Genomic DNA, 21570 nt, shown 5'->3' on the forward strand with positions numbered 1-21570 from the left:
CGCTCCTAAATAGTTTGAAATATCTTGAAGGGTGCCAAAACACCCAGGTTGTTTGTCTTGTGGTTACGACTTGTGCTTGTGAGAGTTATTGTGTGTCTTGGTCAAAATCTTAGGTTTTGTCATCAATTCATCAAAACTATATAGCACCTAAAGGCTAAATATTCGTAGCATTCGCAACCGTAATCGTAGTCGTGATTGTCACCGACTAGGATCAGTTACGGATTTTTAGTATCATGCTCTAGTTGATGACACATTTTAGGTTTTCACCTACAGTTCTTCTTGTACATATTGCTTAATAACTTTAATCATTTCTCCCGAAGTTTGATAGCGATCATCGGGCTCTTTTGACATAGACTTTGCAATAATATTACATACATTGTCGGGAACATCGGGAATGATTTCTTGTATGGGGCGTGGTTCCGAATAGCGGATTTTGTTAACTAGCGGCATCATCTGTGTTGCGAAGAAAGGTTTTTCATTGGTAATCATTTCGTACATACTAATGCCAAGTGAGTACACATCTGCTCTCTGATCAGCAAAACGCGCATCGGCTATTTGTTCAGGTGACATATAGAACAACGTTCCCACACCTGTTTGTGATTTTGTAATACCTGACAAGCCGGCTTCCTCTAGATTTTTCGCAAGGCCAAAGTCGGTTAACTTAACAACATTGTCGGTATCAATAAGAATGTTTTCTGGTTTTACATCGCGATGTACAACAGTAAATTTACTGTACGCATAGTCGAGAGCTTTGCCCACGTAGTAAGCGATGCGCATCACTTCGCGATAATCAATAGGGCCTCTTGCCTCCAGTACACTGCGTACGTTAGTTCCCGAAACGAGTTCCATCGCAATATAACAGGCTTTTTCCATCTTTCCAGCATCAATAAAGCTTACGATGTTGGGATGGTGCAATTTCCCACCTGTACGTGCTTCGCGAAAAAATCGCAACACTTGTTGTTCGCTTGCGTTTTCTAAACCTCTCATTAGTTTAAACGCTACTGGACGTTGCATAGACAGTTGAATTGCTTCATAGACATCACCCATTCCACCACTTCCCAACTTTTTTACTATACGAAAGCCAGCAATTGTCGGAAAATTTCCCGCCCCTTTACTGAAACAGTTGATGCAATAGATTTCATTGCCTTTAAAAACGCCCATCTGCGATCGAATATCTTTTGCAGAGACCTCTGATTGGCACGCAAGGCACTTACCAGAAGGAATTACCGGTGTTAACGGCGAAAAATCTTGCATGTGTTGTGTTGGACGGGCTTCGTCATCGGCAATCGGAACAAGGGCATTTGCCGACAAACTCGTTGGTGGAATTGTCGGCGCTTTTACGACATGTTGGTGGTGTTGATGTTGCGTTGTATGATATTTTACAAAAGTTTCTACGCGAAAAGTGATAGGTCCTAGTTGGATTTGATCGTTTGTTTGCAAAGGTGTTGGTTTTTTGATTTGTGCATAGTTTACGTATGTTCCATTTAAACTTCCACAATCATTGACAAAAACACCTTGAGGTGTTGATAGTATTTGACAGTGACGTCTTGAAAGAGCGCTTGATTTTATTTGATAGGTCGCTTCATTGCCGCGACCTATAACAATGGAAGTATTTTCCATTAAGTGAAAGCTCGAAATCATTTTCTTATTGACAAACACTGTAAACTTGGCAACAACTTTATTTTCCATATTCACACCCATAACCGTTTTGGGGATAGTTAAATTTCACATAGCAAACAATAAATCAAACCAAAATTTGAGGATAAAAAAATCGCAAAAAATGAAACAGAACTGCATAAGTATTGGCTTCAAAATGATTTATGCGGGGTGGTTTTTTTTTATTTTTTAGTTGCTTCCGATACTGATTATGATTATAATACCACGCATAAATTGGATCCATAGCTCAATCGGTAGAGCGCCCGGCTCATAACCGGTCGGTTCCAGGTTCAAGTCCTGGTGGATCCATTCACCTCCTCTTTTACCTCATCAATTGCATTCTTAATTTCATTATCAGGATCAGCTCCCTTTATTCCCTTTTTAAACTCTGTTATACTTTGCCCCATAGATCTTGCCACTTCTGGTAATCTCTTACCAAATAACAACAGGGCCACTAACAAAATAACAAACCATTCGTATCCACCTGGAATACCTAAAAATAAAATATTCATTTTTTTTCTACGAGTTTTAACTCGCATCTCCTTTAGAACATAAGGCTATTCATCTTTAATTGTAAAGTTTGTAATAGCACTATCAAATGTCTGATATTCTTCTTGCCACTTGCGATTAATTGCCTGCAAAGACATCAAAATTTTTCTTAAAGTTGTCTCTGCCAACAAACGTTTTTCACTTTGCTTATGAATATTTCTTACTGCCTGTGCCAATTGGTTGTATTCTGACTCGATATCTACGATAAATCTTTTTTCTTTTTTCAAGAAATCTTCGAGTATATCCGCTTGCTGTTTTTGCGGTATACTACGTGCTGTTTGCCGTCGTTTTTCGATCCACGAAAAAGGATCTTTTCCGGAGTCTATTTTTTCAAAAAGTTTTTTGACAGCTTTCTCTACATCCCTACCATAGTTTTTTATCGTCTTTATTTCATTTTTAATTGCGCGAAATTTGATAGAGGCAGAAAGAGTTGTTATGTTGATACGTCCATAGATAACATCTACTTTCTTGGTGCTTTTAAGTAGCTTAATATACCATTTTCCCATGTATTTACTAGAAATTTTCCCTTTTTTCCGCGAAGAACTTTTATTGAACTTAGACAACTGCTTTTTGAGTTCCGTGTTTTTTTGTTGTATTTCGCCATAAAGTTGCTGTTTGCGACGCATCGCATCTTCTAACTGCGCTGTTATTTCAACGAGTTTATTTACATCTTTTTGTTGCAAAACTCTTTCCGCATTTTCACATAAACTGCGCCCAAGCTTTATCTCTTTATTGCCGTTTTCGATACAATCGTAGACTGCTTCTTCTACATTGACTCGATATTTACTAAAAAGGTGCGTTGAATTTTTGTCTAACGATTTCAGTGCGGTTTCCAACTCATCAAGGTCTGTTTGCGTTTTCTGTAAAGTTTGTCGTGCTTGTAAAATTTGTGGTTCATTATCTTGTGGTTGGGTAGCATTTAGATCCACGACATCTGGATCTGTTGTATTGTTAATTGTTTTTTTAGGCGTTACATGAACAATGGAGTTGTCGGTATTGGCGATATTAGGTGAAATTCCCAAAAAGCGGTCAATGTGTTCTGAAAAAAGGTAACCAGAGACGTTTCCAACAACAAATGCGAGTAAGGAACATACGGCTATGATAGGTGCATTAGATTTCTTGGGCTTCTTATACTTAGGTTGCTTGTAAGCTGCGGAAGAATGTGCTTTAGGAATGGCGTACTCTTGTTGACGTTTTTGCTGCTGCTGTTGAAAATCAGAATTTGAGTCTATTGTCCTACCTGTAGACCTTTTCACTTCGTCTTCGTACGGTATGTACACACTTTCTCCACAATAAGCGCATTTGCCACTCTGTCCTGCTCTACTTTTGGGGACTTTCAATGATTTATCACATTTATTGCAGGGAACTTCAATTAAATTTGACATATTTTCCTCATCGAAGTGTGGGTAGTTGTTGTAATTTAGGGCATGTTCGAAATATTGCCATTGTTTCCAACAGCAATATTTCCAGAACACGCCTTACTATAGCAAAAAACTTTTTCAAGGTCAAATTTTGTACAGGATCCGACGTTAGTTTTGCTGTTGATTTTGTATAGAAACAATTAATTTTTTCACCGTGAGCCCTTGTACTACGATAGAAAAAAGAACAACGATGTACGTCATCACAGTAATACCGTTTTGTTGTGGAAGAGACAAAGCAAGTGCCACGGAGATACCACCGCGTAAACCTCCCCAAGTCATCATTTTAATCACCCCAGGAGAAAATTCACGGTAGCGCTGTAAAATCATCACCGGAATCGACACGGTGATAAAACGACTCATCAAAACAATAGGTATCGCAATGCAACCTTCCAGGATGTAGGCTGTACTGAAATCTAAAGATAAGATCTGTAAGCCAATTAACACAAAAAGTACTGCATTTAAAATTTCGTCTATTAGCTCCCAGAAACTGTCGAGATGGTCACTTGTCGTTTCGGACATCGCGAGTATGCGTCCTTTGTTACCGATCATCAATCCAGCAACCACAATGGCAATAGGACCCGATACATGCAAAGCCATTGCCAAAGAATAACCACCGGAAACAACAGCGAGACTAATGAGTATTTCCGTTTGGTAATTGTCGATGCTTTTCAACATGTAATACGCCGCATAACCAAGGACTAAACCCATGACCACCCCACCTAAAGCCTCTTCAACAAATAAGGTAGTGATTCCAAGGAATGTTGCTTGTTGTTCTCCGGTTGCCACGCCTGCAATTACCAAGAAAACAACAACAGCCACACCATCATTGAATAGGGATTCGCCGGTTATTTTTGTTTCGATACTTTTAGGTACTTTGGCTTCTTTGAGAATGGCCAAGACGGCAATGGGGTCTGTGGGAGAAATGAGCGCACCAAACACCAAACAGTACGCGTAAGTAAGAGGCATATTCATCGCTTGCAAAATGAAGTACATTACAGTGCCGATGAAAAATGTGGATAAAATCACTCCAATAGTCGCCGTTAAACCGATAATCCACTTTTGTTCAACGAGATTTTCCAATTTGACATGCAAAGCGCCTGCAAAAAGTAAAAAGCTCAACATACCATGTAAAAGAGTTACATCAAAGTCAATAGAGTCAACAATGTTTTTTGCCTGCTCTTTAATACCCATTCCCATAGCGTCGCCTGTTACCAAGAACAACGACATCACTATGGAAATAAGCATGACACCAATTGTCGTCGGGAGTCGTAAATAACGATAGTTTATATAACTAAAAATAGCGGATAAAGATAGCAAAATCGCTATTATATTAAACAGTTCCATGTGTTAATTCCTATTAAATAAATTTATCAAAACGCGTACATATATCATTGTGTAAACGTTGTACGTATTCGAGAGTGTATTGCTTGATACACAGTTTTTCATTTTCAACAATTGGTGTTAAATCCATTGCCAAACTAACCGCCTGCGCTTGATCTACTTGGTGTGGAAATAAATATGTGGCATTTGCCAATCTACGCCCCGTTGTCGCAAGGTCGTAACGTTTTCCACCACTAATCTGCGAGTCGAAAACACCTACAAGTGCTTGTGCGATGTTAGGGTATTCATCTACCGCTAAAATTTCTTTGTCTTCGTCGACAAGCCAATCTAATCCACGCCAGACTTCACAACCATAGACTTTCTTTGGGCGATTCTCTTTTGGTATGCGTCGCAAAGCATCGAGAGAACGCAACAGTACCGCAATGTGCGTATCGTGTTTGTCTGCAGGATTATGTAGGTAAACAGTACGCGGTTTTGCCATACGTAAGATTTCGTATAAATCGTCGACTACATTACCCTGCGCGGCATCTTTTACCTGTGAGCTGGGATATCCGAGTTGAATTTGCGCCGCATATTCTCCCACAAACGCTGCTTTACGTTGCTCTATCACGCGTATTTTTTGCATTTCCTCATCGCAAGTATCTGCATAAATTCCGGCACGTGGACTACCACTACCATTTGTAACAATCACACTAGTAAACCACTTATCCTTACTCTGAAAGCAGTTTGCAATACCGTGATATGCCAGAATTTCGTTATCATCTTGATGAGCGGAAATGCACATATGTGTTGTACGCTCTAGAGCTTCCCCTATGTTTGTTCCGTCGGGAATAAATATATCATTATGTGAATCGCTACTTAGTTTTATCATTGTGTTGCTTTGTAAATTTCTCTCATGATTGCCGATAGTTGAACAGTTAGCGAAAAAGCATAACCGTCTTCTTGTTGGTTTCCTTCTTCGAAAACAGCCACTACGCGAAAGTTAATGGCATCAAAAATACCAATTTCGCCACCTAATTCACTATGTAGACCGTGGAAATCTTCGATGAGAAGTTGTCCACTCACATGGCGAATTCCACCTACGGCGTTTAGTGAAATACCGCGGTTTTTCATAAACGGAGTGTAGAACGTCCATAGACGTGCTGTCAAGTCCACCCCAAAATAACTCATATTAAATTCGTCAGGAAAAGCAGGGTCAGGAAAGAAATTTCCGGTATTTGCTAGGTCATCAAAAGCCAAATCCTGTTTTCCAAATTCAATACCTAAAATTTCATCTGTCAATGTTGCACTAGAATCGCGGGTTTTTGTATTTAACCGGTAAACACCATAAACAAATAGGCGGAAAAAGTTTAGATATTGTCTATCGAAAGACTTTAGTATATTAAAGCCACCAAACAATGCTTCATCATTTTGTTTGTATTGATAGTTCTCATAAAGTGCATCTACAATAGGAATTCCCAAGAGCTGTACTTCACCACGCGCTTCTTCAAAGGTGTTTCGCAAATTAGAACGACCAAACCCTAAGTCTAGCATAATTTGCAGGCCCCACTCAGGAAAACTTCCGAGGATAGAAAAATTGACAAATAGCTGGTTCACGTGGTTTTGACCACCATTTACTGTAATATCCGCCACAACAAACTCATCAAACGCTTCCGCGTTGAACGCTTTTCCCACATCTTCTACGCGACCAATCCTACCAACAAAAGATAAGCCAAAGGCAAAAGAGTACGATCCAAAGTCCAAAGCAAATGGGCGAAAAGAAGCAAAAACAGAAGCACCATATGTGTCGGAGTTGTCGATTTCGCGCTTACGGCTACCAATCACCGTTATATCTGCCACTCCATTAGGTTCTAACCATGGAACAGTACCTAACCACGGGTACAATTTTGAATACGTTGGTAAATCCCAAGCCCATTTACGTATCGACTCTTCTTCTTTAAACGATGCCTCGCTATACGTGTCGTCATCAACTCCTTCAAGCCACACTTCGATATTACCATCTGCATTGGTAGTATTATTGCTATATTCGTTGAGTTGAGATTCGGAGTTTTCTAATTGATATGATTCTTGTTGCAAGTTACTTTGCGACTGGCTTGGTTTATTGTCCAAACTATCTAGCCACTGATCGATGTCTTCTATATCATCCGCGTATACCGCGCAGCATACGGCACAAATAAACACCAATAGACTTTTACCCCTCATTGAGACCTCCTCCAGTTTTTGCAAAATTTTGTGAATTGTTATTGCTATCTTTATCTAAATGTTTTATGTTAATAAAATAATCTAACTAGGGTTCAATATAAATACCCTAACCTCATAACACATTCCCCTAAGTTCAAATTAAGACACACAAAATGAACGTTGGTTTTTACCGAATTGATCTAGTAATTATATATACTGTTTTTGTCTTGGTATTGTTATATGGCATATTACGGCCGCGGCAAAAACGAGAATGGCGCTCCGCTGGTATTACCGGTGCATGGGCAATTGCTTTGTACAGTGAGATGTATGGTTTTCCCCTAACCTTGTATGTTCTGTCGAACATATTTGGTCCACACTTATCCCCCCAAGAGTTTCAAAATGGACATGTTTGGGCCCCACTGTTTGGTTTGGGAGACAACTGGAATCTCGCTTTTACCATAGCAGGACAAACATTTGTACTTGTTGGTACACTACTTGCGATTATTGGTTGGAGACATTTATGGCCACATCGCAATGAAATTGCAACACAAGGAATTTATCGCTACATACGCCACCCGCAATACTCGGGTTTTATCATATTTATTTTTGGTAGTATGTTAAACTGGCCAACGATTATTACATTTTTATCTGCGCCATTACTGATAATTGTTTATTATAGATTAGCTTTACAAGAAGAAAAAGAAAATTTGGAAAAATTTGGTAACAATTATGCTACATATATGAAACAAAGCGGTAGATTTTTTCCAAAATTCTCCACAAAATAAGAAAGGTTGTAGTGCGCATGACGACAATAGACGAAAATAAGCAACAAGAATTTAAGGAAAAAAGTCTTTCACTTATCCAAACTTTAAAGGAAGGAAAATGGGAGGAAGGTGAAAATTTATGGTTAGACATACTTGAACTTGGAGCAATCGACATATCACCATTGCGTGAAGCAATGCAAGAATTGTGGCGTAGAGGGCAGCGCGAAAGAGCACAGTTGTTGTTAGAACAAACCATTGAAACTTGCCGAAGTAATGATTACGCCGAACTATGGCTTCGTGCATTACAACTAGCATTAAAGTACGGTATTACTTACAAAAACTTCAAAAATCAATATGCAGAAGCTTTTATAAAAACCTACACAAATTGCGATTACCTTTCGAATTGGGTTGAGCGCGTGAAAGAAGAAAATCTATCACGTGATGATTTTTGCAAGACATTGGACAAATTGGTACTTTTTCAGGAAGGTACGATCGTTAAGCATAGAAGTGGTTGGGGAATAGGCAAGGTCACAGGTATAGGCGAAGAAGAGATGGCCATATATATGGATTTGCAACACAAACCCAAACACCGTATGGACGCATATGCCGCTGCCGAGTGTCTAAAAACAATTGAGCCAGAGAATTTTGAAGCCATGGTATTTTTTAGTTCTGATAAACTAAAAGAAGAGGCGGAAGAAAAACCAATGAATTTGGTATACCGTCTTCTAAAATTTGTCGATCGTCCTTTGGGGGCAAAAGATTTAAAGAAATACTTATGTCCTGCTGTCATCGACGATAAACAATGGAGTAAGTGGTGGCCTAAAACGCGTAAAAAGATGATTACCGATCCATATATTGAAATTATTGGAAGTGGGCAAGGAAAATATGAATTACGTGAAACCGCGATTGACTGGGAAGAAGAGATTCAAAAAGAATTTGCAGGACAAGAAAAAGAAAATCAAGCAAACTTCATATTGGAATACCTAAAAAACTCATCGCAAAAACAACGCGTAACTTTTTTTGCCGGAGAGCTTGCCAAAAATTGTCGTGAATTTATTGGCAAAGACAACCTCATCGCGTTAGAAAACTTTATGGTCATCGCTGAACTTGTAAAAGAAGGTGCAGAGTTACCACAAGACTTACCAACCATCGAAGAAATATTCAAAGAAGAGCCCTCCGTAACTTTTTCACAAATACGTATCGCTTCTCTTGCACAAGAAACACTTACACACTTTATCGCACAAACTCCTGACTGGGAAGAGCACATCGGGAAAATTTTCCAAATAGGACAAGATCTCGCACGCGACACAATGCTAAAGCACCTCAAAAAAACCAAGAAATTACCGGACTATGTTGATACCATCACCAAAAGTATCATGAACTACAGACTGTCCTACCCCGACGCATTGTTGTGGTTTACCAAACAAATTGCAAGTAAGCGTTTTCCCAAAGGCAAAAAAGTTCCTTCTTTGATAGAACTTTACAATATTTTGGTCCAAACAACAACATCCTTACAGTTTATGGGCGAGTGGGACATAGAAAAAACAGCAAAGTTTTTTACCCTAAACATGGCCAATAAAATTTCCAAGGAAGTTGAGGAAGAAGAAGCGGTAGACACACTAAACAATACCGATAGTGCCTCGTGGCTTACTAATAACTTTCGCGAAACCATACGTCTAACTTTAAAGGAACGTTTTCCGAAACTATTCAGCGAAGTCGATCCGATTTACACAACCAAAGTGGGACTACAAAAATACGAAGACGAATATCGTGATCTTATGGAAAACAAAATCCCCGAAAATTCCAAAGCGATTGGAGAAGCGCTTTCGTTTGGTGACCTCAGTGAGAACGCAGAATTGGATGCTGCACGCGAACTACAGTTGCAGTTGACAAATAAAGCCAATGATATGAAAAACAACATGAAGCGCGTACAATTTATCGATTACAACATACCAAAGAACGAAGTTGCTATTGGCTCCATTGTCACCATAAGTGACGGCAAGAAAAAACTGTCCTATACCATTCTCGGTCCATGGGATGTTGCAGTGGATCAGGGAATTATTTCGTACATGAGTCCTATTGCGGAAGCGTTAATTGGTTGTACCGTAGGTGAAGAAGTTGAACTGCCAACGGGCAAATACAAAATAGAATCTACCGAAATTTACAAAGAAGCATCCTAATGACAAATAGTAATACAATTGTTGGGCCTCTTTTGACGGATTTATACCAATTGACCATGGTTTATGGCTATTGGTGTCATAATAAATGGAATATGCCCGCGGTTTTTGACTTACATTTCCGCAAGAATCCATTCAAAGGAGAATTTACGATTTTTGCTGGCTTAGCAGAAGTGTTAAACTTTACAGCCAATTTCCGCTTCACCGACAATGACATTGCTTATTTGAAAGAACAAAACTTTTTTGGAAAAAATCCGAATCCGCAGTTTTTTGAGTGGCTAAAAACCCTTGATTGTTCCAAAGTAAAAATTTATGCCTTACACGAAGGGAGTCTCGCTTTTCCGCGAGAACCTCTACTTCGTGTAGAAGGTCCATTGGCCATTGTACAATTAATGGAAACGACGCTCCTCAACTTGGTAAACTATGCAAGTTTAATGGCGACAAATGCCGCACGTTTTCGATTGGCGGCAGGCCACGACAAAAGTTTACTCGAATTTGGTTTACGTCGCGCCCAAGGACCTGACGGAGGCATATCGGCTTCGCGCTATGCTTATTTGGGCGGATTTGACGGAACGAGTAATGTTCTTGCGGGAAAACTATTCTCTATACCTGTAAAAGGAACAAATGCACATTCGTTTATTTCTTCCTTTACAGGACTAGATGATCTTCAAACACGTCATTTACAAAATAGTAACGGAGAAAAAGTTGATTTTGTTGCGCGGGTGATCGAAATAAAAGAACGCCTAGGCTATAAAACTCATGAAGGAGAGCTTGCGGCGTTTATCGCATACGCCATTAGCTATCCACACAATTTTTTAGCACTTGTCGATACTTATGATACTCTACATTCTGGCGTATTAAATTTTATCGTTGTGGCCCTTGCTCTCGTTGACTTCGGCTATAGGCCTATCGGAGTTCGCTTAGATTCTGGAGATTTAGCATATCTCTCCAAGGAAACGCGAAAAAGATTCACAGAGCACGGAGAAAGTTTACCGAAGTTGACGATCATTGCAAGTAACGATATCAATGAGAACACGCTCGTATCTTTACAACAACAGCAGCACCAAATAGACGCTTTTGGTATTGGCACGCACCTTGTTACTTGTCAGGCGCAACCCGCTTTGGGAGGTGTTTACAAACTCGTCGAATTGTCGGGAATACCGCGCATGAAACTATCTCAAGATGTTGCTAAGATAACCTTACCAGGGCGGAAAAAAGTATATCGTATCATCGGAAAACAAGGTTACCCTTTGTTGGATTTGATGACAAAAGAGCAAGATATTGTTCCGCAACCAGGTAAGAAAATTCTTTGTCGTCACCCTTTTAAATCGGCTAAGCGTGTATATGTGACGCCACAGCAAGTAGTGTCATTGCAAGAATGTTATTGGGATGGAAAACTAGTCAAAAAACTACCCTCCATCCACGAGTCACGACAATACGTTCTTGAGCAACTTGCGCACTTTCGTCCTGATCATTTGCGTCAACTAAACCCAACCCCCTACAAAGTATCCTTAAGTGATGATTTGTATACCTTTTTCCACAATTTATGGGAAGTAGAAGCTCCGATTCTTGAAATTACATAAGGAGTTAAACCTATGATAAAAAAAGCTAAAAAAGGTATTGCATTAGTGATGGTATTGATGCTATGCACCATTTTAGTGGTTGTCGTGAGTGAATTCGCCTATTCATGCAAAGTTGACGCATATGTTGCCTACAACCAGGCACACGATTTACAAAATCGTTATGCGCTTATTTCTTTTTTGAATAGAGCAATTGCTCGCATACAACTTGATGCTCTCGCCGACAATGACAATCAGGATAAAAATTCTCAAAAAGAAAAAACTTACGATACGATTTTTGATCCATGGGCATTACAAGGACAAAAGCTAGAAGTTGAACTAGGGGATACAACGGTTGAAGGATTTATCATAGATGAAGAGCGCAAATTTCCTCTGCTCAAGCTGATAGAAAAAGAGAAAAAGTCCGAGAACAAAGACAATAACAACCAAAATAACAATAACAACAATAATAACGACAATAATAAAAAACCGAACAATAACAATAAAAAGAAGGTAAGCTACAAAAAAGTGTTTACCAAATTGTTGAAAGTCGTTAGTAAAAAAGATGGTAAAACTGCCGAAGCAATGCACGATGGAATTGTTGCATGGTTAAAAGAAAAAAAAGGCAAAATGAAAGAAAAATACCCTACGAAAGTGGCGATATATTCCTTGAAAGAACTTTTATTTGCCAAAGGCATAGATCAAACCACTCTATTAGGCGGCGAAGACAAAAAAAAGCGTAAAGTTACGGGGTTTGCCAACTATATTACAATTTGGTCGCAGGGCAAAGTCAATATAAACACGGCTTCGCAACAGGTACTACTTTCTCTGTCCGACAAAATGACCCCTGACATTGCCAAAGCGATTATTGCCAAAAGAAAAAATCGCGAAGATGTCTTCAAAAAAACGGCAGAGTTACCACAAAAAGTTTCAGAAGTAACAAAAAATGTTTTTGGGGAAATTCAAGACAAAATAGGAGTGTCGTCTGAATATTTCCGAATTACGGCAACCGCAAAAACCGAAAATGTAACCAAACAACTCGTTGCGGTAGTCCATCGCCAGGAAAAAAAGGTATACACCATTTACTGTGAAATAAAGTAAGGAGCAAAAATGCGCCGGATATTTATCGCTGGAAATTGGAAAATGAACACCAGTTCAACAGAAGCACAGCAACTTATCGAAGCAATCTATGCACAAACCAATGACCATGAAATGGATATCGCTGTTTGCCCGCCGACAGTCTATTTGTCTGCGGTATCTAGTTATATAAAAAGCAATGAGCAACGTAAAAACTTGCAAATCAAACTAGGTGCACAAAACATGCACTGGGAAGACAAAGGGGCATTTACCGGAGAAGTTTCGGGGCAAATGCTACAAGATGTAGGTTGCACCTATGTTGTTTTAGGACACTCGGAAAGACGCGCTCTTTTTTCAGAAACAAACGAAAACATCAATAAAAAAATACACAAAGCCTTAGCAATAGGTTTACTCCCTATTTTATGTATCGGTGAAACTCTAGAAGAACGCGAAAGTGGTAAAGAAAAAGAAGTCATCACCGAACAATTAACCATGGGGCTTAAAGATTTGTCTCCTTCGCAAGTCGAAACATGCACTGTTGCTTATGAACCAGTGTGGGCGATTGGTACGGGGAAAACGGCAAGTCCTGAAATGGCCCAAGACATGCATGCTTTTATTCGTCAAATGCTCGCTCAAAACTATGGGGATAATGTTGCCCAAGCAGTGCGTATCCAATACGGCGGAAGTGTAAAACCTCAGAATATTAAGGACTTGATTGCACAGGCGGATATTGATGGCGCACTAATCGGTGGAGCAAGTCTAAAGGCGGATTCATTTTCGGAAATTATTAGCATTTGTTCAGCATAGATGTTTTTTTGCCTTGAAAAAAATAATAAAAAATTATAGTATTATAAGCTTAATCCTAATTATCGATTTCGTAACAAGATGAATTGTAAAGGACACAAATTACTATTCCCGTTCAAACGGATTGGCTGTTGAGTTTATACATCAACAACAAAACTACCAAAAGCAATAGTTTGTATTCTTTGTAATCGATTTTATGATAATGGGTAAGTTTAATATAATCCAAATGAGAATTAATCGTACGGAGGATTGTAAGTACTGCAACACGATATGCAAGTGCTACAATAAAACACATGACAGGTATTATACAGACTCTTTCGACAATAGTATTTAATGGTGGTGGAATCGTGTTGATTCTGCTGATACTTATTCGTAAAGGTGAATCAGGTGGATTGTCCAGTGCTTTTGGTGGAGCAGGTGGCGCTGATTTGCTAGGGGTACGTGCACAAAAGCAATTAGACAAACTAATTACTTACGTTGCTGCTTTTTTTATTGCATCGGCCGTTTTACTCAATATGCCAAACATACGCAATCATGGTAAAGAAATGATTGACAATAAAGATGTAAAAGAAAATACGCAGCAAGGCACTAACGAGCAAAATAAGAGTGAAGAGAAAAAAGATAAGTAACTCTGTTGAAATGATTAGGTGTATTCACCCAAACCTGACCATTCTCGATATAGAGAATTACAAATATTTTGGGCGTGTTCTTTGTTTAGAGAATACGCCTAACATAATTTAGACCCTTGAAGAAATACATAATATGAAAAGCATGACTGGTTATGGAAGAGCTAGTTGGAATAACGATCAGTACAACTTGGAAATAGAAGTTCGTACGATAAATGGTCGTTTTTTTAAATTCTCTTCACGTATTCCGCAAGAATACAATTCTCATGAGATAGATATTAAAAATATAGTGGCAACGAAAATCTCACGGGGGACAGTAAATTTGAACATCGAATTCAAAAACACAAAAGAGCCCTCCGCCAAAATAAATCGTGAAATTTTAAAAAAACACTATACAGTTCTCTTGGAGACGTGTAAAGAGCTTGAGATTCCAGCTCCTCAGATAGAAGCATTACTAGCACTACCGGAGATCATTACTCCAGAGACAGAGAAAACAATCTCGAAAGAACTATGGCAGAAAACCCAAGAATTGTTGGATAAAGCCTTAAATCAAGTCATCGGTATGCGCGAAGAAGAAGGACAATCGCTCGTAAAAGAATTACAGGGCTTTTCCCAAAAAATTCGCGACCTAATAAAAAAAATAGAGGCTTGTGCTCCTCAGGTAATTGAAGATTTCAAAAAAAGAGTACAAGTACGTATTCAACAGTTTTTAGAAAATGAAAATATTAGTGTTTCTGACCAAGATGTACTGAAAGAACTCGCTATTTTTTCCGAAAAAGTAGACATCAACGAAGAATTATCGCGTCTTCACAGTCACTTAAATCAATTTGAGCATAAAATATTGTCTGAGAAACCCATAGGTAAAACACTTGAATTTTTAACACAGGAAATGTTGCGAGAAACAAATACCATTGCATCAAAAGCCAATAATGCTCAGTGCTCACAAAATGTTGTTGAAATTAAAACTTACTTGGAAAAAATACGCGAACAAATTCAAAATATTGAATGAGTATTTGATGTCAAAATTTACTCCAAAAATTATCATAATATCTGGTCCCTCAGGTGTGGGAAAAACCAGTATATGCGAAGCTATTTACACGAAAATCTCAAACATTCGCCGCTCGGTATCTGCAACAACAAGGTCAAAACGCGCCGGAGAGATTGATGGGCATCACTATCATTTTTTAGCACACGACGACTTTGTAAAAAAAATAGAGTGTGGCGAATTTTTAGAGTATGCAAAAGTACACGATCATTACTACGGTACTTTAAAACAAAATATAGAAGAAGCATTTCGCAAAGAGCAACATTGTCTTGTAGAAATAGATGTCCAAGGAGCGAAACAAATTCAACAAAACCGCGATTTTGAAACTGTTTCTATTTTTATTGGATTGTCAAATCTAGACGAAATTAAGAAACGTCTTATTGAACGTGGTAGTGAAACGCAAACATCCATTGACACAAGAATGAACAACATGTTGCGTGAATTGGAAAAGAAAAATGAATACGATTTCTATGTAGAAAATATCTCTTTAGAAAATAGTATAGAAGCGATCAAAAAAATTATTCTAAATGCCTAAATTTCAGTTGAAAGGGATCATATGGAACGTTTTGATATGGAAGAATTATATCAAAAAGTAGGTGGAGTATTTCGTTTAACAGTTCTCGTTCAAAAAAGACTCAAACAACTCAATAGTGGAGCAAGACCGCTTGTGAAGGTAGAGTCTAAAAATCTAAGAGATACCGTGTATAAAGAAATTCTGGAAGGAAAAATTCAGTTAATAGCAGATGATTCTCATGTAGTCGAAGTAGAAGAAAAAAGAACAGATGCGGTTAAAGATCTGTTTAGCAAAGGTAAATCAAATAATTTCCAACTACCTTCTTTGAAATAAGAATTGCTACAAAAACAATCGCGTTTATGATTTTGCCTAAGCGCGATTTTAAAAGCGAAAGGTATTGTTTATGCGACCAAAAAGACCATCTTCTCGCAAAAAAAACTTATCCCGCAGTAAAGTAAAGGCTTCTGCTAGTAAAGTAAAAGTTCCTGAGCGTCCCAGTACCGTCATACTAGAAAAAGTGAAAGAAACCGGCAAAACAGCGCAGCGCGTCAAGGGATTTTCACTTAGCACAAAATTTGCGATTGCGATTAGTACACTCGCGGTATTCATATGCGCGTTCTCTGGATTCATTGTCTATTTTAAAACAAAAAACTCCCTCAATGAAGAAATCAATCGTAAGGGGGCTGCTCTAGTAAAGGCCGTAGAAAATATCGCCGTAGAGTATGTACACGAAGTACAAAAAAATCCTGACAATGAGGATGAAATACGCGTACGATTTGCCAAGTACTTGGAAAACATGGAAAAAACCAGTGATGGAAAAAAATCGACGGAAATTCTCGGTGTATTACTAAAAAGTAATAATGAAGGTAAGATTAGAAGTTTAGCGGACTACGGTATATCAGGAGGAACCAACGAAACTTACTATGAGAAGCGTGGAGATGACCTCTTTGAAACCGACATAACCATCGTCCATAGCCGCATGCAAACATCAGACAAAAGAGAATACAGAACTAGGTCATACAAAAAACAAATCCTCAATGGCAAAATGACGGTCTATGTTACTCTTTCGGAATATGAAATCAACAACACGGCAAGCGCAATACTCGTCAGTATACTTTTCGCTTCTCTACTAGCTATTGTTGTGGGAACAGGTCTATCCTTTTTTCTCACATCACTCATCACCGGACCGGTACGCAAGTTGATGAAGGATATTGAAATTGTTGCTCGTGGTAAATTAGAACACCGTACACATGCTACTTCAAAAGATGAAATTGGCGTTTTAGCACACACATTTAATGTGATGACCCAAAACCTGCGCATGGCGCACAACACAGAATTGGAAAACCAAGCGCGAGAACATGAATTACAAATTGCCACAGAAATTCAATCCAATTTGCTGCCAAAACAAATACCCGATATACCAGGTTATGACATTGCGGCATTTTATCACCCCTCGAAAGAGGTAGGTGGGGACTACTACGACTTTATCGATATCGACAACGATCATGTTGCAATTGCCATTGCCGATGTATCTGGAAAAGGAATCCCAGGATCTATGGTAATGACAATGGCACGGTCACTTATTCGTATGGAATCCAAACGCAGTTTGTCTCCTTCAGATGTTATGACAGAAGTAAATAAAGTCATTGCCCAAGATATTCGCCGTGGTATGTTTGTGACAGCAATGTATTGTGTTCTCAATAAAAATACCGGAGAGTTAAGACTATCTTCCGCAGGCCACAACCCCGCAATTCTGATTAAACAAGATGGCTCACATGAACTACTCAACACTAAAGGCTTGGCTTTGGGTTTGGATAAGGGAAAAATCTTTGCACGACAAATCCAAACCATCACCACAACACTGAGCCGCGGAGACCGCTTGGTACTATTTACCGATGGTATACCGGAAGCAATGAGTCCAAGAAACGAAGAATTTGGAGATGATAAATTCTATCAACTAGCTAGTAAATGTTGTAATTTAGAATCGAAAAAATTTGTCGAGCATATTGTTGGCAGTATCGCTAAATGGCGAAGAAATGCCCCGCAAAGCGACGATATTACCATAGTTACTTTAAAGCATTGATTCTTTACATTTTTTTGAAAAGAAAATTTACTTAAAAAAATGAAAAGTGTATTGTTTATTTCAATAAATTATTATATATTCTTTCTAGGGTGTGTCGCCAACTAAATTTATTCATTGTCTAACCACCATACCATTGAATAATGGCACCCCTAGAGTACATATAGAAAATAAATACAATTCTTTAGAAGGCAGGTTAAAATGGGCGAGTTACGCATCGAGGCAAAACAAGTCGGGGAAGGAATAGCACATGTAAAAGCTATGGGAACCCTCGATGCCGAAACATATGAAAAAATGGATAAGACGATCAAAAATCTTTTTTCCAAAGGTTTCTACAAGTTAATTGTAAATCTAGAACAAGTGTCTTACATATCTAGTGCGGGCGCTGGTGTATTTATCGGAGTAGTGGGTACTGCGCAAGAAAACAACGGGCACATACTTCTTCTGCGTCCAAGTACTATGGTTCATGATGTTTTTGATGTATTGGGGCTTCTTGAAATATTTCCCTCTGCACAGTCACTTGATGAAGCAACGAACTTTTTTCGTAATAATCTATAATTGTATTATTATCTATGATAAACAATTTGGTAACCGTAATTATCCCAACATTTAATCGTGCGTCATTTCTCGAAAAATGTATAACCGCTGTGTTAGAACAGTTACATAAACGTATAGAAATCATAATAGTTGACGATGGTTCTACAGACAACACACCACAAGTACTATCCACATATAAACATCAATTAAAAATAATTACCCAAGAAAACAACGGCGTTTCTTGTGCACGAAATGTGGGAATCCGCGAAGCAAAAGGTGATTTTATTGCTTTTTGCGATTCTGATGATTATTGGTTACCTAAAAAAATAACCTTGCAATTAGAAGTATTCAAACAAAACAAAGATGCCATGCTTTGTCATACAAACGAAATTTGGATACGCAACGGTAAAAGAGTAAACCCCAAAAAAAAACACCAAAAATTTTCGGGTGACATTTTTGAAAAATGCCTAGATATGTGTACGGTCAGCCCCTCCTCCATTATAATGCGTCGTGAATTTTTTGATGTAGTTGGTAACTTTGATGAAGATCTGCCAGCTTGCGAAGATTATGATCTATGGATTCGCGGTGCCTTGCGCTATCCATTTTACTACTTAGAAGAACCCTTAATCATCAAAAACGGTGGTCATGAAGACCAACTGTCTAAAAAATATTGGGGTATGGACCGCTTTCGCATTCAATCGTTGTACAAGTGTTTGCACAACGAAAAATTAACACCCGAGCAACAAAAAGCAATTGCCTTGGCCATTATCAAAAAATGTGAAATCTTCATTCAAGGCGCAAAAAAAAGAGGAAACCAAGAAGAAAAGTACACGAAAATACTTGGCGAAGTTAGTTCTCTAATTTAATTTGGGCGATCAGATACATTGTCGAAATAGAAGTAAAATTTCAATGTCCACACCTATTCATAAAAATAAAATTGAAATTTCTTCGCCAATTCGCTAAAATGTATATAACGTGTATAATCGCGAATCAAATTTTTCTTTGGTGAGACAAGTATGGAAATTAATCTCAAGAGTAGAGAAGTTAGTATAAAAGTTGTGTACTACGGTCCAGGGGTATCTGGTAAAACAACTAATCTAGAAATTATACACGAAAAAACACCCAATACAAATAAGGGACGGCTCAGTTCTTTGGCAACAGACCAAGACAGAACTCTATTTTTTGACTACATGCCGCTAGAATTAGGTGAAATCTCTGGACTGAAAATACGTTTGCGTCTTTTTACAGTTCCTGGCCAAGTGTACTACAATTCAACTCGAAAGTTAGTACTTCGTTGTGTGGACGGTATTGTTTTTGTCGCAGACAGCCAAGTTGGAAAAAATCAAGAAAACATGGAATCACTGCAAAACTTGTACGAAAATTTGCGTGAACTAGAAATTGATGCCAACTCTATCCCCGTTGTTATGCAATATAACAAAAGGGATCTTTCAAATATCATGTCTGTAGAGTACATGAACCAAACAATCAATTACGAATTACAAGCAGACCATTTTGAAGCAATTGCAATAAAGGGACAAGGTGTTTTCCAAACTTTGAAATGTATTGCCTCTAAAACTTTGAAAAAAGCAGAAGAGAACATAAAAAACAAAAGAAAGCGCCCAAGAAGTAACGTAACACCTGTTCACCAAACAAACGATAAAACTCGAAAGATGGGTGGAACGACACCTTCAGGTATCCAGATGCCTGGTAAGACGAAATTTCAACTTTCTTTCAAAAAAGAGGGTGACACCGCATCGGCAAAACCCAAATTTCAAACTACGTTTGGCGAAAAAAAGCCCAAACCCAATTTGCCTTTCGCTGTAAAAAAAGAAGTTGTAACTGAGAGTCAAGCAGAGACGAAGAGCATTACAGCGACGGATAAAATTAGTCTGCGCAGAAGTAGCAATGTTGTTAACGAAACAGAAAGTATTGATAACGTCAACGCCAATACAAACGTAAACACCAACACAAACGTAAACACCAATACGAACGTAAACACCAATACAAACACTGTACCAGTTGAAGAAAAAAGCGAAGCAGATCAATTATTTTCTGAAGCAGCAAAAGCACAAGCAAAAAAGAAGTTTAAGCAAACAACGACATTGTTTCGTGGCTCTCTCACAAAAAGTAGCCACTTAAATCTCAATCAAAAAACCAAGTCAGATTCGTCAAGCGATGGAGGTGGATTAAAAGATCGTTTGAAGAGAATTGGATTTGATAAAATAAAAAAGATGGACGAGCAGTAACAAATCGATCATTGAATGATTTGCGAAGGTTGGGCGGAAAAATCCGCCCTCACATCGCATCACATCGCCAAATCAATCCTTTGAAAGAAGCGCATCTACAAATTGTTCGCTATCAAAAGCCTCCATATCCTCGCATTTCTCCCCCAGGCCAATAAATTTGACAGGAATATCCAATTGATTTTGAATCGCCAGCACAACACCACCTTTTGCCGTACCATCTAACTTAGACAAAAATATTCCAGTAATAGGTGTCGCAGCACTAAAGAGTTCTGCTTGGGTTATCGCATTTTGTCCAATAGTTGCATCCAAAATAAGCAAAACTTCGTGAGGTGCCTCGGGAATTTTTTTCTTAAGAACATTGTGGATTTTTTGCAATTCTTTCATCAAATTCTTTTGCGTATGCAATCGTCCCGCGGTATCGATGATAATAATATCACTTTCCCGCGATAAAGCCGCTTGAACAGCGTCAAATGCCACGGCTGCCGGATCAGAACCCATTTTATGCTTTACAATGTCAATTCCAATACGCTCAGCCCATATTTCTAATTGATCTATTGCCGCAGCGCGAAATGTGTCTCCTGCTCCCAGCAATACTTTTTTGTCTTGTTGTACAAAATGATGCGCGAGTTTGGCAATGGATGTTGTTTTACCACTACCATTTACTCCAATAACCAATATCACAGTTGGTCCGTCTTCGTTTAGCTTCAGTTCATTGCCTTTTTGGGTCAAACGTTCTTTTAAATTTTCTTTGAGAAAGGTCAGTATTTGATCTTTTTCTTTAATTTCTTTGTCTTTGTAGGAACTCTTTAAGGCGTCAATGAGGTACTTTGTGGTATCAAGACCAACATCAGCCATAATGAGTCGCTCTTCAAGGTCTTCGAGAAACGCTTCGTCTATTTTACGTCCGATTTGAAACAACTCGGCTATTTTTTTGGTTTTCGCCAAAGCTGCCTTAATCTTATCGATAGATTTTTTGAAAAACATGTTTACTCC

General features: G+C 38.5%; 20 protein-coding genes and 1 tRNA gene. 14 read left to right on the forward strand and 7 right to left on the reverse strand.

Annotation, left to right across the window (positions count from 1 at the left end; translation table 11 throughout):
• Nucleotides 1-267: 267 nt before the first annotated feature.
• A complete protein-coding gene (locus UABAM_RS09400; protein WP_173013225.1) occupies nt 268-1689 on the reverse strand; it encodes a protein kinase domain-containing protein in 1422 nt (473 codons plus the stop codon).
• A gap of 203 nt (nt 1690-1892) precedes the next feature.
• Between UABAM_RS09400 and UABAM_RS09405 the strand changes: the two genes are divergently transcribed.
• Nucleotides 1893-1965, forward strand: a tRNA-Ile gene (locus tag UABAM_RS09405).
• Here UABAM_RS09405 and tatA read toward each other — a convergent pair.
• The 5 genes from tatA to UABAM_RS09430 all read right to left on the reverse strand — a co-directional run bounded on the left by tatA (nt 1947) and on the right by UABAM_RS09430 (nt 7169).
• Nucleotides 1947-2168 (reverse strand): twin-arginine translocase TatA/TatE family subunit, encoded by a 222-nt coding sequence (gene tatA, locus UABAM_RS09410; RefSeq protein ID WP_151967747.1) that lies wholly within the window; start codon nt 2166-2168, stop codon nt 1947-1949. The two genes, UABAM_RS09405 and tatA, sit on opposite strands and share 19 nt — an antisense overlap.
• 45 nt (nt 2169-2213) lie before the next feature.
• Nucleotides 2214-3590, reverse strand: a complete 1377-nt coding sequence (locus tag UABAM_RS09415) for a hypothetical protein (protein WP_151967748.1) — start codon at nt 3588-3590, stop codon at nt 2214-2216.
• A gap of 144 nt (nt 3591-3734) precedes the next feature.
• Entirely contained in the window at nt 3735-4970 is a 1236-nt protein-coding gene (locus tag UABAM_RS09420) for a cation:proton antiporter (RefSeq protein ID WP_151967749.1), read from the reverse strand.
• A gap of 13 nt (nt 4971-4983) precedes the next feature.
• A complete protein-coding gene (locus UABAM_RS09425) occupies nt 4984-5838 on the reverse strand; it encodes a PIG-L deacetylase family protein (protein WP_151967750.1) in 855 nt (284 codons plus the stop codon).
• On the reverse strand, nt 5835-7169 hold the full coding sequence (locus UABAM_RS09430) for a hypothetical protein (protein WP_151967751.1): 1335 nt from the start codon (nt 7167-7169) through the stop codon (nt 5835-5837). The genes UABAM_RS09425 and UABAM_RS09430 overlap by 4 nt, the downstream gene beginning before the upstream one ends.
• Before the next feature lie 152 nt (nt 7170-7321).
• Here UABAM_RS09430 and UABAM_RS09435 point away from each other — a divergent pair, with 152 nt between their 5' ends.
• The 13 genes from UABAM_RS09435 (at nt 7322) to UABAM_RS33920 (ending at nt 20577) form a co-directional block, all read left to right on the forward strand.
• The gene (locus UABAM_RS09435) at nt 7322-7933 is read left to right on the forward strand and encodes a methyltransferase family protein (RefSeq protein ID WP_151967752.1); all 612 of its coding nucleotides are present in this window, start codon (nt 7322-7324) and stop codon (nt 7931-7933) included.
• Between the two features lie 17 nt (nt 7934-7950).
• On the forward strand, nt 7951-10092 hold the full coding sequence (locus UABAM_RS09440; protein WP_151967753.1) for a GreA/GreB family elongation factor: 2142 nt from the start codon (nt 7951-7953) through the stop codon (nt 10090-10092).
• Nucleotides 10092-11672, forward strand: a complete 1581-nt coding sequence (gene pncB, locus UABAM_RS09445; RefSeq protein ID WP_151967754.1) for a nicotinate phosphoribosyltransferase — start codon at nt 10092-10094, stop codon at nt 11670-11672. Before UABAM_RS09440 ends, pncB begins: the two co-directional genes overlap by 1 nt.
• A 12-nt stretch (nt 11673-11684) precedes the next feature.
• Nucleotides 11685-12749 carry a type II secretion system minor pseudopilin gene (locus UABAM_RS09450; protein WP_151967755.1) on the forward strand — a complete coding sequence of 355 codons (1065 nt, stop codon included), beginning with the start codon at nt 11685-11687 and terminating at the stop codon, nt 12747-12749.
• Between the two features lie 9 nt (nt 12750-12758).
• Nucleotides 12759-13532 carry a triose-phosphate isomerase gene (gene tpiA / locus UABAM_RS09455; RefSeq protein WP_151967756.1) on the forward strand — a complete coding sequence of 258 codons (774 nt, stop codon included), beginning with the start codon at nt 12759-12761 and terminating at the stop codon, nt 13530-13532.
• A 290-nt stretch (nt 13533-13822) separates the two neighbouring features.
• On the forward strand, nt 13823-14158 hold the full coding sequence (secG, locus tag UABAM_RS09460) for a preprotein translocase subunit SecG (protein ID WP_151967757.1): 336 nt from the start codon (nt 13823-13825) through the stop codon (nt 14156-14158).
• A gap of 133 nt (nt 14159-14291) precedes the next feature.
• On the forward strand, nt 14292-15164 hold the full coding sequence (locus UABAM_RS09465) for a YicC/YloC family endoribonuclease (RefSeq protein ID WP_151967758.1): 873 nt from the start codon (nt 14292-14294) through the stop codon (nt 15162-15164).
• Nucleotides 15165-15171: 7 nt separating this feature from the next.
• A complete protein-coding gene (gene gmk / locus UABAM_RS09470) occupies nt 15172-15735 on the forward strand; it encodes a guanylate kinase (RefSeq protein WP_173013226.1) in 564 nt (187 codons plus the stop codon).
• A 21-nt stretch (nt 15736-15756) separates the two neighbouring features.
• Entirely contained in the window at nt 15757-16047 is a 291-nt protein-coding gene (locus tag UABAM_RS09475) for a DNA-directed RNA polymerase subunit omega (RefSeq protein ID WP_229759377.1), read from the forward strand.
• A 70-nt stretch (nt 16048-16117) separates the two neighbouring features.
• Nucleotides 16118-17797 carry a PP2C family protein-serine/threonine phosphatase gene (locus UABAM_RS09480; protein WP_151967760.1) on the forward strand — a complete coding sequence of 560 codons (1680 nt, stop codon included), beginning with the start codon at nt 16118-16120 and terminating at the stop codon, nt 17795-17797.
• Nucleotides 17798-17995: 198 nt separating this feature from the next.
• Nucleotides 17996-18352 (forward strand): STAS domain-containing protein, encoded by a 357-nt coding sequence (locus tag UABAM_RS09485; RefSeq protein ID WP_151967761.1) that lies wholly within the window; start codon nt 17996-17998, stop codon nt 18350-18352.
• Nucleotides 18353-18366: 14 nt separating this feature from the next.
• Nucleotides 18367-19197, forward strand: coding sequence for a glycosyltransferase family 2 protein (locus UABAM_RS09490; RefSeq protein WP_151967762.1), 831 nt, complete (start codon nt 18367-18369; stop codon nt 19195-19197).
• Nucleotides 19198-19347: 150 nt separating this feature from the next.
• Nucleotides 19348-20577 (forward strand): GTP-binding protein, encoded by a 1230-nt coding sequence (locus UABAM_RS33920; RefSeq protein WP_151967763.1) that lies wholly within the window; start codon nt 19348-19350, stop codon nt 20575-20577.
• A gap of 72 nt (nt 20578-20649) precedes the next feature.
• On the opposite strand, the gene ftsY is transcribed toward UABAM_RS33920, so the two are convergent.
• A complete protein-coding gene (ftsY, locus tag UABAM_RS09500) occupies nt 20650-21561 on the reverse strand; it encodes a signal recognition particle-docking protein FtsY (RefSeq protein ID WP_151967764.1) in 912 nt (303 codons plus the stop codon).
• Between the last annotated feature and the right edge of the window lie 9 nt (nt 21562-21570).

The sequence above is a fragment of the Candidatus Uabimicrobium amorphum genome, from assembly GCF_009002475.1.
Taxonomy (GTDB): Bacteria; Planctomycetota; Uabimicrobiia; order Uabimicrobiales; family Uabimicrobiaceae; genus Uabimicrobium; species Uabimicrobium amorphum.

Bases quoted from the DNA above. Each gene is read 5' to 3' on its own strand.
- gmk (WP_173013226.1), top strand. From the start codon at position 15,172: ATGTCAAAATTTACTCCAAAAATTATCATAATATCTGGTCCCTCAGGT.
- UABAM_RS09415 (WP_151967748.1), bottom strand. From the start codon at position 3,590: ATGTCAAATTTAATTGAAGTTCCCTGCAATAAATGTGATAAATCATTG.
- tatA (WP_151967747.1), bottom strand. From the start codon at position 2,168: ATGAATATTTTATTTTTAGGTATTCCAGGTGGATACGAATGGTTTGTT.
- UABAM_RS09435 (WP_151967752.1), top strand. From the start codon at position 7,322: ATGAACGTTGGTTTTTACCGAATTGATCTAGTAATTATATATACTGTT.
- UABAM_RS09420 (WP_151967749.1), bottom strand. From the start codon at position 4,970: ATGGAACTGTTTAATATAATAGCGATTTTGCTATCTTTATCCGCTATT.
- UABAM_RS33920 (WP_151967763.1), top strand. From the start codon at position 19,348: ATGGAAATTAATCTCAAGAGTAGAGAAGTTAGTATAAAAGTTGTGTAC.
- ftsY (WP_151967764.1), bottom strand. From the start codon at position 21,561: ATGTTTTTCAAAAAATCTATCGATAAGATTAAGGCAGCTTTGGCGAAA.
- secG (WP_151967757.1), top strand. From the start codon at position 13,823: ATGACAGGTATTATACAGACTCTTTCGACAATAGTATTTAATGGTGGT.
- UABAM_RS09475 (WP_229759377.1), top strand. From the start codon at position 15,757: ATGGAACGTTTTGATATGGAAGAATTATATCAAAAAGTAGGTGGAGTA.
- UABAM_RS09450 (WP_151967755.1), top strand. From the start codon at position 11,685: ATGATAAAAAAAGCTAAAAAAGGTATTGCATTAGTGATGGTATTGATG.
- UABAM_RS09430 (WP_151967751.1), bottom strand. From the start codon at position 7,169: ATGAGGGGTAAAAGTCTATTGGTGTTTATTTGTGCCGTATGCTGCGCG.
- UABAM_RS09490 (WP_151967762.1), top strand. From the start codon at position 18,367: ATGATAAACAATTTGGTAACCGTAATTATCCCAACATTTAATCGTGCG.
- pncB (WP_151967754.1), top strand. From the start codon at position 10,092: ATGACAAATAGTAATACAATTGTTGGGCCTCTTTTGACGGATTTATAC.
- UABAM_RS09480 (WP_151967760.1), top strand. From the start codon at position 16,118: ATGCGACCAAAAAGACCATCTTCTCGCAAAAAAAACTTATCCCGCAGT.
- UABAM_RS09440 (WP_151967753.1), top strand. From the start codon at position 7,951: ATGACGACAATAGACGAAAATAAGCAACAAGAATTTAAGGAAAAAAGT.
- UABAM_RS09400 (WP_173013225.1), bottom strand. From the start codon at position 1,689: ATGGAAAATAAAGTTGTTGCCAAGTTTACAGTGTTTGTCAATAAGAAA.
- UABAM_RS09425 (WP_151967750.1), bottom strand. From the start codon at position 5,838: ATGATAAAACTAAGTAGCGATTCACATAATGATATATTTATTCCCGAC.
- tpiA (WP_151967756.1), top strand. From the start codon at position 12,759: ATGCGCCGGATATTTATCGCTGGAAATTGGAAAATGAACACCAGTTCA.
- UABAM_RS09485 (WP_151967761.1), top strand. From the start codon at position 17,996: ATGGGCGAGTTACGCATCGAGGCAAAACAAGTCGGGGAAGGAATAGCA.
- UABAM_RS09465 (WP_151967758.1), top strand. From the start codon at position 14,292: ATGAAAAGCATGACTGGTTATGGAAGAGCTAGTTGGAATAACGATCAG.